The organism is Thiothrix unzii (genome assembly GCF_017901175.1).
Taxonomy (GTDB): domain Bacteria; phylum Pseudomonadota; class Gammaproteobacteria; order Thiotrichales; family Thiotrichaceae; genus Thiothrix; species Thiothrix unzii.
Genome location: NZ_CP072793.1, coordinates 2,274,729 through 2,288,479, shown reverse-complemented (window position 1 = coordinate 2,288,479; position 13,751 = coordinate 2,274,729). Strand labels below are relative to the sequence as shown.

The following is a 13,751-nucleotide window of genomic DNA, read 5'->3' as shown; positions in this document are numbered from 1 at the left end:
TGCTTGCAAAAGTGCGAAGTTTACCGCAAATCGGGCAGTTTAGCAGTGACTTGTGCGTGCTTGAAACGGAAACGTCGCAGGTCGATGCGCCCATTTGCGTCAAATTCTACGCCTTCCGCTTCCAGTAAGTGACGTTGGTGTAATTCGCCACCGGGGTACGCACGTCCTAAACTGATCGTGCCTTTGGCGTTGATGACCCGTTGCCAAGGTACATCGCTGAATTCGGGTAAAGCGTGTAGTGCGTAGCCGACCAAGCGTGCATGACCGGGCAAACCTGCCAGCACCGCAATGTCTCCGTAAGTGGCAACGTAACCTTGCGGTATTTGGCGTACTACGGCGTAAATGCGCTGGTGTTTGCTGACGGTGTTAGCGGTATTCATGGAGCAGGGTGTTGCATGATTTCCACCGCATTGTCGTCCGGGTCGCGGCAAAACAAGGCTTGTCGACCGGATTTGCTGCGGCTATAGGCAATATTGGCTGTTTCCAAACGCTGGGCAAGCTGATCCAAATCGTCACACCACAATGCCAAATGGCGGTCACGCCCGCCGTGCGCGGGGCGGATTAACCCGCTTTCGGGGTTGGGGACTTCGAGTAAGTGAATTTGTTGTGCGGCATTAATGTGCAGCCACGCGCCGGGATAACCCAAGTCGGGGCGGCTATCATCTACGTCTAAGCCTAGCAAATCGCGGTAAAAACCCAGCGCGGTTGCGGTGTTGCTCACGATAATGCTGACATGGTGTAAGGCAAGAATACGCATATGAATTCCGAAAGGGCAGGTAAATGCTAGAACGGCTTGCAACAAGATGTGCTATAAGATTAACGCATATTCATCAATAACAGATCAAGGCGCGAAATGATGACAAGGATGTTCAGAAGTAGCAACTTTGGTAGATCGGCACAAACTAGCCACGGTACACCTAATGTAGCAACCTGCCCCCAATGCGGTGGGACAGCACGAGTCGCCCAGCAATCTTGGCTGCGGCGGTTATTCAGTGCGCGTAATTGCGGGCTATTCCGCTGCCATGCGTGCGGAAACTTGTTCCGCAGCACGGGTTAGAACACGCAGCTTACGCTACCTTTTCCCAAGTATCTTTCAAGCCGATGATGCGGTTAAATACTGCGCTGTCGGCATTCGTGTGTTTGTTATCAAGGGTAAAGTAGCCTTCGCGCTCGAACTGGAAGCGGTCTTCTAAGCCAGCGGTTGCTAGACTTTTTTCGGCTTTGCACCCACTGAGGATCACCAAACTGTTGGGGTTCAGGTAATCGAGGTAGTTTTTACCACCCGCATCCGGGGCTACGTCGGTAAACAGGCGGTCGTATAAACGCACTTCGCAATCCAGATTGTCGTGCGCGGCTACCCAGTGGATGACCCCTTTGGCTTTCACGCCATCGGCTGGATCTTTGCCCAATGTGTCTTCAATCACGCGGGCATGGACTGCAATAATATTGCCCGCTGCGTCTTTTACGGCTTCATCGGCTTCAATCACATAAGCATTACGCAGACGCACGCGCTTGCCTTTTACCAAACGTTTGTACTGCTTGTTGGCTTCTTCGCGGAAGTCGTCTTGGTCGATGAAAATTTCGCGTCCGAACGGCAACGCCCGCGTTCCCATGTCTTCACGTTGCGGATGCACGGGCGCGGTAATGGTTTCGGTTTGACCTTCCGGGTAATTGGTCAGGATCACTTTGAGCGGGTGTAATACACACATAGCACGCGGCGAGTTGTCGTTTAAATCGTTGCGAATCGCGTGTTCCAACATGCTGATGTCGACCACGCCTTCGACCTTGGTTACACCTGCCATTTCGCAAAAATCACGCAACGCTTTGGGGGTATAGCCGCGCCGACGCATCCCCGCGATGGTGGGCATACGCGGGTCATCCCAGCCAGCGACGTGGTTTTCATCCACCAATTGCTTGAGTTTGCGCTTGCTGGTGACGGTGTAATTGACGTTGAGGCGCGAAAATTCGTATTGATGCGGTTCCGCAGGCACAGGTAAATTTTGAATGCACCAGTCATACAACGGGCGGTGCGATTCAAATTCGAGGGTGCAAATCGAATGGGTAATGCCTTCAATCGCGTCACTTTGCCCGTGGGCGTAATCGTAAGATGGGTAAATGCACCATTTATCGCCAGTTTGGTGATGGCTGGCCTTTTTGATGCGGTACAACACCGGGTCACGCAAATTGATATTCGCGGAAGCCATGTCGATTTTGGCACGCAAACAGCACGCGCCTTCCTCAAATTCGCCCACCCGCATTTTTTCAAACAGCGCGAGATTGTCTTCAACAGAGCGGGTGCGGAACGGGCTTTCCTTGCCGGGTTCGGTCAGTGTGCCACGGTATTCGCGCATTTGTTCGGCGTTTAAATCGCACACAAAGGCTTTGCCTTGTTCAATTAAATACACCGCCCAAGCGTGTAACTGATCGAAGTAATCCGAAGCGTAATGCACTTCACCATCCCACTGATAACCGAGCCACTGCACATCGTGCTGGATGGAGTCGACGTATTCTTCCTCTTCCTTGGCAGGGTTGGTGTCGTCCATCCGCAGGTTGCATTTGCCGCCGTAGCGTTGCGCCAACCCAAAATTCAGCCAAATGGATTTGGCATGACCCAAATGCAGATAACCGTTGGGTTCGGGCGGAAAACGGGTACGAATTGCGGTGACTTTACCGCTGTTAAGGTCTTCTTCGATGATTCGTTCAATGAAGTTGAGGGGTCTGACAGTCTCGCTCATGGCTCTAGCTTCTTGTGTGTTATTTCAATGGGGGAATTAGACTATTAAGCGTGGGTGATGTCCAGTCACGAATTTCTTGAACAGTTCGGTTGCTGGTGGGAGTTAGTGTTTAGCTATAGGGGAAAACTGTCGTGTCACCACCCCGGCAAATTTCTTCTGCCACCTCAGCCGGAACATGTACCGCAGCATGTAGGCTAAGCAACGGCTCAAGCGTACCCCACGCTGCGACTAGCGCAATCAGTGGACTGGTATTGATAACGATGATTTTCTGTTCAAGCATTGGCGAGGTCTGCCTCCAGTTCATCCATCGGCAAATCCAGCATCGGCACGCCGTAATGGTGCAGGTTCAGCAAAAACGTTACTCGTTCCATGCCCGCCAGTTGAGCCGCCATACCAGACGACAGCGGAATGTTCCCCTATCAAAAAACCTGCGCGGATTTGCCCACATTTTACATTGCACACTTCTGGTGCAAGTGGGAATATAAAACCTACACTTCATACGGAAAAGGAGACGCGCATGACCACCAAAATCTACCTGCCTGAAAACGAGATGCCAACCCATTGGTACAATGTGATTGCTGATATGCCCAACCCACCTTCGCCCTATTTGGGGCCAGACGGCAAGCCAGTTCCGCCCGAAGCGATGTTAGCTATTTTCCCTGAAGCCTTGGTCATGCAAGAGGTCAGCACCGAACGCTGGATCAAAATCCCCGACCCGGTGCGTGAAGCCCTGACCATGTGGCGACCATCGCCGCTGTATCGCGCTCATCGCCTTGAAAAGCTCCTCAACACCCCCGCGAAAATTTACTACAAAAACGAAGCAGTTAGTCCGGCGGGTTCGCACAAACCCAACACGGCGATTGCGCAAGCCTATTACAACCAGCAAGCAGGCATCAAACGCTTATCCACCGAAACGGGGGCGGGTCAATGGGGTTGTTCATTAGCCTTGGCGGGGCAAATATTTGGTATTGACGTGCGGGTTTACATGGTCAAAATCAGCTACGAACAAAAGCCCTACCGCCGTTCCATGATGCAAACGTGGGGAGCAGAAGTTTTCGCCAGCCCCACCGATATGACCGCATCTGGGCGTGCCATTTTGGCGGCACATCCCGATTCCAATGGCTCATTAGGGATTGCCATTTCCGAAGCGGTGGAAGAGGCCGCCAGCCGCGCGGACACCAATTACGCCTTGGGTTCTGTCCTCAATCATGTATTGCTGCATCAAACCATTATCGGGTTGGAAGCTAAAAAACAACTGGCGATGGTCGGTGATTACCCCGACATGATTTTCGCGCCTTGCGGCGGTGGTTCCAACTTTGGTGGTGTTGCGTTCCCGTTCTTAGCCGATAATGCAGCGGGTAAAAATGTGCGATTGGTGGCTGTCGAACCCACGTCCTGCCCAACGCTGACCAAAGGCATTTACACCTATGACTACGGTGATACGGCTGGTCTGACTCCGTTGATGAAGATGTACACCTTGGGGCATGATTTTATGCCGCCGGGAATTCACGCAGGCGGTTTGCGTTACCACGGCGAATCCGCGCTGGTGAGTCAGTTGTATCACGAAGGTTTAATCGAAGCCGTCGCCGTTCCGCAACTGGAAACCTTTGCTGCCGGGGTGCTGTTTGCGAAAAGTGAAGGGATTATCGCCGCTCCTGAATCCTGCCACGCGATTGCCGCCACAATTCGTGAAGCGCAAAACTGCGCAAAAACGGGCGAAGCTAAAACCTTGTTGTTCAACCTCTCAGGTCACGGGCATTTCGACATGACCTCTTATGACCGTTACCTGCAAGGTGATTTAACCGACTTCGATTACCCGGAGGAAGCGATCAAGGAATCACTCGCTCATTTGCCGAAATTCGGTTAGTCAGGCTGCGGCAAAATCCCTCGGATTTGCCACCAACCCCGCCACAATGCGCTACAATCCACCGATTGTACGCAGTGGAGGTGGAACATGTCGGTAGTGGCTTGTCGGGTGACGAAAGAGGGGTATGAGATAGCGGCGGACTCAATCACGGTGCGTGGGCATACGCAGACACGCGGGCAAAATACCAGTCATTCCAAGTTGTTTGAAGTGAATGATTTGGTGGTTGGTGCGGTGGGTTCGGCGGAAGAGAGCAGTTTATTGCGCCTGTTCGTGTTGACGCGCAAGCCAGCGGCAGCGACGGAGCAGGCGTTGCTGGAGTTTTTGTCTGAGTTTTCCGAGTGGAAAAACAAGAAAGCCAATCACGCCCGCATCGAGAATTCCTACCTCATTGGTTTTGAGGGGAAAGTCTTCGCGGTCGAGCATTGGCTTATCGAAGAAGTGTTGACCTATGAGGCGATTGGCGCGGGCATGGATTTCGCACTCGCCGCCCTGCATTTAGGACATTCCGCGCAAAAGTCGGTGGAAACGGCGATTGAGTTATCCATTTTCTGCGAATCGCCGGTCGTGGTTATTAGCAAAGTACACGCCAGTTAACCACGCCAGCTTGGGGGAATTATTCCCCCAAAATCACGCGCCCGAACAGCGAAGGGTTGCGCCAGGCTTCATCTTCCCGCGCTCGCCATGTGAGTTTGCCTTTGCGCTGTGGTGTGCCGTCGTTGTCATTGACGTGTACATCCAGCCCAATGCGCATTCCGGGGCGCGGTGACATTCCCACCGCATTCCAAGGTAGCGTGATTTCCAGCACATAGCCTTCCCCTTCACGAATAACCCGCTGATTCATCGCAATGCGTTCTTGCGGCGGGGAATTTTTACCAAGTGCGACTTTGCCGTTAGCCATGTCAAAGATAAAGTGGAAGTCGTTGCGCCCGTCGTATTGGCTGTTTAATGAGCCATCAGCATCCAAATACACTTCGACGGAATCGTTATTCCAAGGCACGGGTGTATTGGCGACAAAGCGGTTATCTTCCACCCCAATGCGCAGGTAAAGGTTATTTTGATCCCAGCTTGCCTGCCATAACGCCGCGAGGTCTTGCGTGCCGTCAATTTTGCCGTGTGCCACGGTGCGCAATACGTAATGCGCCGCGCCTTGCCAAGGGTCTGCTCCATTACGCCGCAAATTAATCAGTGCGTTACCGCCGTTGACGTAACGTTCAGCGGGGGAAGCCCGCATTGACACTAACAGCCGTTGCGCTGCTGGGGGCGGATTGACGGGGGCGTTGCCGCTGAACTCTTGTTCCGGTGTGGTATTGCCCATCGGGAACGGTGGCGGTTCGCCATGCACTGGCTCGTGTTGTGGGGCAGTGGCATCCAGCGGTTCCGACTGAGTTTTCATCGCCTCCAACGTGGTGGCGGGTTTGGTGTGGCGCACCAAGGTATTGCCGGAACACCCTGCCCACCAGCACGGATTGCTGCGTGAAAAATTGATCATCGCCTGGTGTTTCGGTGCTTTTCCATCGGGTTGGGTAATAAACTCTTTCGCCCCAAAGCTGCCGTATTTTTGGTAAATGCGTGGTGAGGTGTAATGCACAAACAATTTACCGCCCGCTTGCCGCCAGCCTTCCAGCAAGCGTTTGTAAATCACCCCCATCTGTGGGTGGCGATTGGCTTGGTAAAACAAGTTATTAGGGTGTTGATCGTTGGATTTGGTATTCCAGTCAACCAAGTGTTGCCCGCCTTCGTAAGCGATTAAATCGACCCCAAAACTGCGGGTAACATCCGCCTGTTTACGAATCAACTCAATCTCATTGGGTAACGAATGCGGGTATTTCGGGTCGGTCATAATGCGGAAAATATCGCTGACGCTACGGGCTTGACGCAATGCATTGGTGTCGCCGTACACATACGGGGCAACCGCGTAAGCATCGGTGGAGCGATACGCGCCATTGTGACTTAAAATGGTTTTGCTCATTTGAGTGCTGCCCACTAAGCCACCCATCACGCGCACCAAACGCTCGTTACTGCCAAATAATTGTTCCCAGATACGGAACACTTCCACTGAGCGTTGTGAGTAGAACTTATAAGCTGCCTGTTGCGGGTCGGGGTCAAGCCCCAAACGCTGCCCTTGCTGCTTGACGTAAGCGTGTTGGTTGAAAATGCCGTTCCAAGCTTCGTTGGTGTATTCCACATACACTTTCAGCGAGGGGTCGAGATGCACTTTCACGTAATCGGCAAAGCGGCGGATAAAGTCGTCACTGGCGGCGTGCGGCAATGAAAACCACGGGTCGGCGTGCAACCGGTTCGCCAGCTCCACCATCACTTCCATCGGTGCGCCGCGTATGCCTTCCGCGCCACCCCACGTGGATTGGTCAATGCTGGCGCGGTCTTCCCACGCATACACCGGGTTACGGGTAATGCCGCTCATATTCATAAAGCGGATCACGCGGAAATCACGCATGTATTTCAGGTAATCCGGGTTGAAAATGATTTTGCTGGAATGCTGCTCAAACGACCAGTAATCGCCTTGGCATTGCCCTGCGCTGGCGACGCGCTGAAACGGGTTGCTCGCACAAATCCCACCCTGCGGCAAAATACGGATATTGCGTAAATGGTTGGCGGGGTTGGTGGCTTTGATGTACAGCGTGGCACTGAGTTCATTGTCGGTGCCGGGGTCAATCAAAATCACATCGCGCCCCGGTGTGTGTTCCACCAGCGAAGCGTCGTTGCCGTATTCGAGCTTGCCTTCGCCTTCGTAGAGTACGCTGTAAAAGCCACGCGGAATCGTGCCAGCAGGGAGTTTATTGAGGATGCGTGTGCCCGCTTGCCCGCCGGGTGCAATGCTGCGCGGCCAGCCGTAGCGGTCGTATTGCACTTCGCCTTTAGTGAGAGGGCGTGCTTCACGGAATGGCAGCGACATTTTCATTAAATCAATGAACGGCGCACTTGCGTCATCTTCCATGATTTCGTTGGTATTCGTGCCCAGTGCCGATGTGCTGTTGTAAAACGCATTCGCATGGTGTGTTGCTGTTAAGCCCAACAGCAGCAAGAAGGGCGCAAGGATGCGACTCCCCCTTGGGCGGCGTAATTTTGCCATCATTGATTGTGACCCCAGTTTTGTTTTTACCGTTTGACACTTTGCTTGCCCTCGCCGTGTCAAATCAGCTCCCCAATGTGCAAGATTAGAAGCGTTTCGCGCCCGTTTAGTTCCGTAATGTTGCCTTAAGACAGAAAGTTTGTGCTACGCGATGAATCCGCCAACAATTTTCGCTATTATTCCATCCTTTTGCTGACAAGCGACTGAATCGGATCTTAATACAATGCAAAAGCTGATTATCGAAGGCGGGCTGGCTCTGGATGGGGATGTAGAAATCTCCGGCGCGAAGAATGCCGTTTTACCGCTGCTGGCTGCCACGCTGTTGGCAGAAACTCCCATGACTATTCGTAATGTTCCGCGCCTCAAGGACGTTTCCACCTTGGCTGCGGTGATTGCGGGCATGGGCGTGACTGTGGAGACGGATGAACACAACAATGTCCATACCGACACTTCCACCATCCAGCATTTTGTCGCGCCGTATGATTTGGTGCGTACCATGCGTGCCTCCATTCTGGTGTTGGGGCCAATGGTTGCACGTTACGGTGAAGCCGAAGTGTCCCTGCCCGGTGGTTGTGCGATTGGTTCGCGCCCCGTCAATATCCACCTCTCTGGCTTGGAAGCGATGGGGGCGAAGATCGTGGTCGAAGAAGGCTACATCCGCGCCACCGCTAGTCGCCTCAAGGGTGCAAAAATCGTCATGGACATTGTGACCGTGACGGGGACAGAAAACCTGTTGATGGCAGCGGTCTTAGCGGAAGGCACAACCGTTTTGGAAAATGCGGCGCGTGAGCCGGAAGTGGTTGACCTTGCCAACTGCCTGATTGCAATGGGCGCAAACATCAAGGGTGCTGGCACAGACAAAATCACCATCGAAGGTGTAACCAGCCTCAAAGGTGTCGATTATTCCGTATTGCCAGACCGCATTGAAACCGGCACGTTTTTAGCAGCGGCAGCGATCACGGGCGGGCGTGTAAGGACTTTAAAAGCAGCACCTGATACACTCGATGCTGTATTGCACAAATTTACCGAAGCGGGTGCATTAGTCACTAGCGGTGCGGATTGGATTGAAGTGGATATGCGTGACCGCATGTTAAAAGCGGTGGATATTCGCACTGACCCGTACCCGGCATTTCCGACCGATATGCAGGCGCAATTCATGGCAATGAATGCAGTATCACGCGGCATTGGGGTAATCGTTGAAACTATTTTCGAGAACCGCATGATGCACGTGGCGGAATTGATGCGTTTAGGGGCGAATATCCGTTTGGAAGGTAACACCGCGATTGTGGCGGGGATGCCGTCATTAACGGGGGCGCAGGTCATGGCTACCGATTTACGCGCGTCTGCGTCCTTGGTGCTGGCGGGTTTGGCGGCGCAGGGCAAAACTACGATTGATCGTATTTACCACACCGACCGTGGTTACGAACGCATCGAAGAAAAACTTTCCCGACTGGGTGCGCGTATCCAGCGGGTCAATGGATAAGATTGTGAAAGATACCTTGACGATCGCGCTCTCGAAAGGGCGCATATTTAAAGATACCGCGCCGCTGTTAAAAGCCGCCGGTATCGAACCCTTGGACGACCCTGAAACCAGCCGTAAACTGATTCTCGACACCAATCGTGAAGACGTGAAACTGGTGATTATCCGCGCTACCGACGTGCCGACTTACGTGCAATACGGCGCGGCTGATCTCGGTGTGGCGGGTAAAGACGTGCTGATGGAACACGGTGGACAAGACTTATACGAGCTGGTCGATTTGAAGATTGCGCGTTGTAAGCTGATGGTGGCGGGTTTTGCTGACCGTCCGCTACCGGAATCAGGCTTGAAAGTTGCGACTAAGTTTGTGAATTGCACCCGTCAGTATTTCGCCCAGCAAGGTCGTCAGGTCGATGTCATTAAGCTGTATGGGTCAATGGAGCTGGCTCCGTTAGTAGGGTTGGCGGATTGCATTGTGGATGTGGTGGATACCGGCAATACCTTACGCGCCAACGGTTTAGCCCCGCTGGAGCACATGGCAGACATTACTTCGCGCCTGATCGTCAATAAAGCCTCATTGAAATTGAAACATGCCCCCATCCGCGAGTTGATTGCTCACATTCAGCACGCGGTCGAACAAAGGAACGCCTCATGAAATACCAGACTGATGATTTGCGCATTATTGGTATGCACGAATTAGCTCCCCCGATGGATTTACACCGGGAATACCCGCTGACTGATGCGGCAACCGAAACGGTTTATCTTGCACGTCAGACTGCGCATGATATTTTGCACGGTAAAGATGATCGTTTGCTGGTCGTTACCGGGCCTTGTTCGATTCATGATGTGGATGCGGCGTTGGAATACGCGGCACGTTTGCAGCATTTGCGTCATTCCCTGAAAGATCAGTTACACATCATTATGCGGGTTTACTTTGAAAAGCCGCGTACTACGGTTGGCTGGAAAGGTTTGATCAATGACCCGGATATGGATAACAGTTTCCACATCAACAAGGGTTTGCGTACTGCGCGTAAGTTATTGCTGGATTTGAATAATCAGGGTATGCCAGCAGCGACTGAATATTTGGATTTAATCAGCCCGCAATACATTGCTGATTTGATCAGTTGGGCGGCGATTGGGGCGCGGACGACCGAAAGTCAAGGGCATCGCGAATTGTCTTCGGGGATTTCCTGCCCGATTGGGTTCAAAAATGGCACCAATGGTAATCTGAATATCGCAGTGGATGCGATTGGCGCGGCGTGCCGTCCGCACCATTTCCTGTCAGTTACGAAGGAAGGGCGCACGGCGATTTTTGCTACCAAAGGCAATGAAGACTGCCATGTGATTTTACGCGGCGGGCGCGAGCCGAATTACGATGCTGCCAATGTTGCCGCTGCGGTGGAAAGCCTGAAAAAGGTGAATTTGCCACCGTATTTGATGGTCGATTTCAGCCATGCCAATAGCTACAAAGATTACCGCCGTCAACCGGATGTCGCGACGGATGTTGCAGCGCAAATTGCAGGCGGTAGCAAAGCGATTGCCGGGGTCATGATCGAAAGCCATTTGGTCGAAGGCAATCAAAAAGCTGACGGCAAAAAGCGCGAGGAATTGGTTTACGGGCAAAGTATTACCGACGCTTGCGTTAACTGGGATACGACTGACGCGATGTTGCACCAGTTGGCGGAAGCTGTTGAAAAACGTAGAGGGGTTTGAGTATGTTAACGATCAAACAGTTAAATGCGGGTGACGCGAACTTCTGGCAAGACTTGGACGCGATGCTGGCGTGGGATAGCGTTTCCGATGACGCGGTTTTCAACACGGTTAACGGCATTCTCAAAGACGTGCGCAAACGCGGTGATGACGCGGTGGTGGAATACACCAACCGTTTTGACCGCATGAGTGTGGCGGGTATGGCGGAGTTGGAAATTCCGTTGGCGCGTTTACAAACTGCCTTGACAGCGATTCCGGCGGCGCAACGTGCGGCATTGGAAGAGGCCGCGCAACGCATCCGGGCGTATGCGGAACACCAGAAAATGGACTCGTGGAGCTACACCGAAGCTGATGGTACATTGCTGGGTCAACAGGTCACGGCGTTGGATCGGGTGGGTTTGTATGTGCCCGGTGGTAAGGCGGCGTATCCTTCCTCGGTGCTGATGAATGCTGTGCCTGCGAAAGTCGCGGGCGTGCCAGAGTTGATTATGGTCGTGCCAACCCCGGATGGTGAAGTCAACGAATTGGTGTTGGCGGCGGCGGCGATTGCGGGTGTTGACCGGGTATTTGCTATCGGCGGGGCGCAGGCAGTGGCGGCGTTGGCTTACGGTACGCAAACCGTGCCGCAGGTGGATAAAGTGGTCGGCCCCGGCAATATTTATGTGGCAACCGCGAAACGCATGGTGTACGGCACGGTTGGTATCGACATGATTGCGGGGCCTTCCGAGATTCTGGTGGTGTGTGACGGTAAAACCAACCCGGACTGGATTGCGATGGATTTATTCTCGCAAGCCGAACACGACGAAGACGCGCAATCCATTTTGGTATGCCCGGATGCGGATTTCATCGAACAAGTGAAAGCCAGTATCACACGCTTGCTGGAAGAAATGCCACGCAAAACCATTATTTCCAAATCGCTGGAAGGTCGTGGGGTGTTGATTCAGGTGCAGGATATGGATGAAGCGGTGAAAGTCGCCAATTATATCGCGCCGGAACACTTGGAGCTTTCAGTGGAAAATCCGCGCGAAATGGCAGCGCAAATTCGTCACGCCGGAGCGATTTTCATGGGGCGTTACACCGCAGAAGCCGTGGGCGATTACTGCGCGGGGCCAAACCACGTATTGCCGACTTCGCGTACCGCACGTTTTTCCAGCCCGTTGGGGGTTTACGACTTCCAGAAGCGTTCTTCGTTGATTGATTGTTCTGCGCAAGGGGCTTCGGCACTGGGCAAAATCGCTTCGGTGTTGGCACATGGCGAAGGCTTGACGGCACACGGGCGTTCGGCGGAATACCGGATTATTGAGTCGTAAGCACGGTGATAATACGGCTAAAGGCTATTCATGCCATTACTTGATTGGCTGAATAAACCCGCATCCCTCCAGACGGCGCGGCATGTGCCATACCGTTTGCTGGAATGCGTGCCTGCGTTGGGTTATGGCGCAATGCCGAACCCTAATTTGCTGATTCAGGGCGATAATCTGGAAGCACTCAAAGCGTTGTTGCCGTTGTATGCGGGGCGGATTAAGTGCATCTACATCGACCCACCGTACAACACGCGCTCCGCGTTTGAGCATTACGACGACAACCTCGAACACAGCCAATGGCTGTCGATGATGTACCCGCGCCTCGAACTCCTGCGTGACCTCCTCGCCGAAGATGGCAGTTTGTGGGTGTCCATCGACGACCACGAAGGCCACTACCTCAAAGTCATGCTCGACGAAATTTTCGGGCGCAAAAACTTCATCGCCAACGTCGTTTGGCAAAAGCGCATTTCACCTGACAATGACGCAACATTTCTATCAGGAACAAGTGACCATATTGTTGTGATGTCGAAAGATATTTCGCGCTGCACCATGAATCGTTTGCCCCGAACAGAAGAACAGGATGACCGTTACCAGAATGTTGATAATGATCCACGCGGCATTTGGACAAGCAGCGATTTAACGCGCAGGGAATACCGTGAGCGAGATTATTACCCGATAAAACTTCCATCAGGACGTGAGGTTTTGCCTGCTCGTGGTCGTAGTTGGTCAATTCCGCGAGATAGTTTTGAAACGCTGATTCGGGAAAACCGGATTTATTTCGGCCCGAATGGTGATGCGATGCCTCGGCGCAAGCGGTTTCTTACTGAAATTCGTGGTGGGCTTGTGCCTACCACTTGGTGGAGTGGTGATGTTGCCAAAAATGAAGATGGCAAACGTGAATTGAAAGCACTCTTTCCTGAAGAAAGAAATGTGTTCGCAACACCGAAGCCGGAGCGGTTGATTGAGCGGATTTTGCATATTGCGACGAATCCGGGCGATTGGGTGCTGGATTCGTTTTTGGGGTCAGGCACGACCGCAGCGGTAGCGCACAAAATGGGGCGGCACTACATCGGCGTAGAAATGGGCGACCACGCGGTGACGCATTGCCAGCCGCGCCTGCAAAAAGTGGTGGACGGCGAACAAGGCGGCATTTCCAAAGCCGTCAACTGGCAGGGCGGCGGCGGATTCACCTTCTGTCGCCTCGGCGCAACCGTATTCGACGAGTACGGCATGATCGACAAAGCCATTCGTTTCCCCACCCTCGCCGCCTACGTCTGGTATCTGGAAACCCGCACCCCGTGGATCGCCCCAGACACGCTTTCCCCCTTGCTTGGCATCCACGACGGCACAGCGTATTACTTGCTCTACAACGGCATCCTCGGCGACCGCCGCCCGCAAAGTGGCAACGTCCTCACCCAAACCGTGCTGGACGGGTTGCCCAAACACCCCGGCAAGCGCGTGATTTACGGCGAAACCAGCCGCTTCGGGGCAGGGCGACTGGCAGCGGAAGGAATAACGTTTAAGCAGATACCGTATGATGTGCGGGTGGGGTGAATTAGCTGATTCC

At 53.3% G+C, this 13,751-nt stretch carries 13 protein-coding genes; 7 read left to right on the top strand and 6 right to left on the bottom strand.

Annotation, left to right across the window (positions count from 1 at the left end):
- Positions 1-20: 20 nt before the first annotated feature.
- The 5 genes from J9260_RS11395 to J9260_RS11375 form a co-directional block, all read right to left on the bottom strand.
- Entirely contained in the window at positions 21-380 is a 360-nt protein-coding gene (locus tag J9260_RS11395) for an MGMT family protein (protein ID WP_210217885.1), read from the bottom strand.
- Positions 377-757 carry a VOC family protein gene (locus J9260_RS11390; RefSeq protein ID WP_210217884.1) on the bottom strand — a complete coding sequence of 127 codons (381 nt, stop codon included), beginning with the start codon at positions 755-757 and terminating at the stop codon, positions 377-379. Before J9260_RS11390 ends, J9260_RS11395 begins: the two co-directional genes overlap by 4 nt.
- A gap of 310 nt (positions 758-1,067) precedes the next feature.
- Positions 1,068-2,735, bottom strand: coding sequence for a glutamine--tRNA ligase/YqeY domain fusion protein (locus tag J9260_RS11385; RefSeq protein ID WP_210217883.1), 1,668 nt, complete (start codon positions 2,733-2,735; stop codon positions 1,068-1,070).
- A 109-nt stretch (positions 2,736-2,844) separates the two neighbouring features.
- The gene (locus tag J9260_RS11380) at positions 2,845-3,015 is read right to left on the bottom strand and encodes a PIN domain-containing protein (RefSeq protein ID WP_210217882.1); all 171 of its coding nucleotides are present in this window, start codon (positions 3,013-3,015) and stop codon (positions 2,845-2,847) included.
- Positions 3,008-3,127: a UPF0175 family protein gene (locus tag J9260_RS11375; protein ID WP_210217881.1), complete on the bottom strand. Its 120-nt coding sequence runs from the start codon at positions 3,125-3,127 to the stop codon at positions 3,008-3,010. The genes J9260_RS11380 and J9260_RS11375 overlap by 8 nt, the downstream gene beginning before the upstream one ends.
- A gap of 125 nt (positions 3,128-3,252) precedes the next feature.
- Here J9260_RS11375 and J9260_RS11370 point away from each other — a divergent pair, with 125 nt between their 5' ends.
- Together J9260_RS11370 and J9260_RS11365 are read left to right on the top strand one after the other, a co-directional pair.
- Entirely contained in the window at positions 3,253-4,602 is a 1,350-nt protein-coding gene (locus tag J9260_RS11370) for a TrpB-like pyridoxal phosphate-dependent enzyme (protein WP_210217880.1), read from the top strand.
- An 87-nt stretch (positions 4,603-4,689) separates the two neighbouring features.
- Positions 4,690-5,196 carry a hypothetical protein gene (locus tag J9260_RS11365; RefSeq protein WP_210217879.1) on the top strand — a complete coding sequence of 169 codons (507 nt, stop codon included), beginning with the start codon at positions 4,690-4,692 and terminating at the stop codon, positions 5,194-5,196.
- A gap of 19 nt (positions 5,197-5,215) precedes the next feature.
- Here the strand turns inward: J9260_RS11365 and J9260_RS11360 are convergent, their stop codons facing one another.
- Positions 5,216-7,696, bottom strand: a complete 2,481-nt coding sequence (locus J9260_RS11360) for a CBM9 family sugar-binding protein (RefSeq protein ID WP_246499413.1) — start codon at positions 7,694-7,696, stop codon at positions 5,216-5,218.
- 220 nt (positions 7,697-7,916) lie between these two features.
- Here J9260_RS11360 and murA point away from each other — a divergent pair, with 220 nt between their 5' ends.
- Genes murA through J9260_RS11335 form a run of 5 tightly spaced genes read left to right on the top strand, consistent with a single transcriptional unit; the run spans position 7,917 to position 13,738 of the window.
- Positions 7,917-9,176, top strand: a complete 1,260-nt coding sequence (gene murA / locus J9260_RS11355; protein WP_210217878.1) for a UDP-N-acetylglucosamine 1-carboxyvinyltransferase — start codon at positions 7,917-7,919, stop codon at positions 9,174-9,176.
- Between the two features lie 4 nt (positions 9,177-9,180).
- Positions 9,181-9,825: an ATP phosphoribosyltransferase gene (gene hisG, locus J9260_RS11350; protein ID WP_246499771.1), complete on the top strand. Its 645-nt coding sequence runs from the start codon at positions 9,181-9,183 to the stop codon at positions 9,823-9,825.
- On the top strand, positions 9,822-10,883 hold the full coding sequence (gene aroG / locus J9260_RS11345) for a 3-deoxy-7-phosphoheptulonate synthase AroG (RefSeq protein ID WP_210217876.1): 1,062 nt from the start codon (positions 9,822-9,824) through the stop codon (positions 10,881-10,883). Before hisG ends, aroG begins: the two co-directional genes overlap by 4 nt.
- Before the next feature lie 2 nt (positions 10,884-10,885).
- Positions 10,886-12,190 carry a histidinol dehydrogenase gene (gene hisD, locus J9260_RS11340; RefSeq protein WP_210217875.1) on the top strand — a complete coding sequence of 435 codons (1,305 nt, stop codon included), beginning with the start codon at positions 10,886-10,888 and terminating at the stop codon, positions 12,188-12,190.
- 30 nt (positions 12,191-12,220) lie between these two features.
- Entirely contained in the window at positions 12,221-13,738 is a 1,518-nt protein-coding gene (locus tag J9260_RS11335; RefSeq protein ID WP_210217874.1) for a site-specific DNA-methyltransferase, read from the top strand.
- Positions 13,739-13,751: the final 13 nt, after the last annotated feature.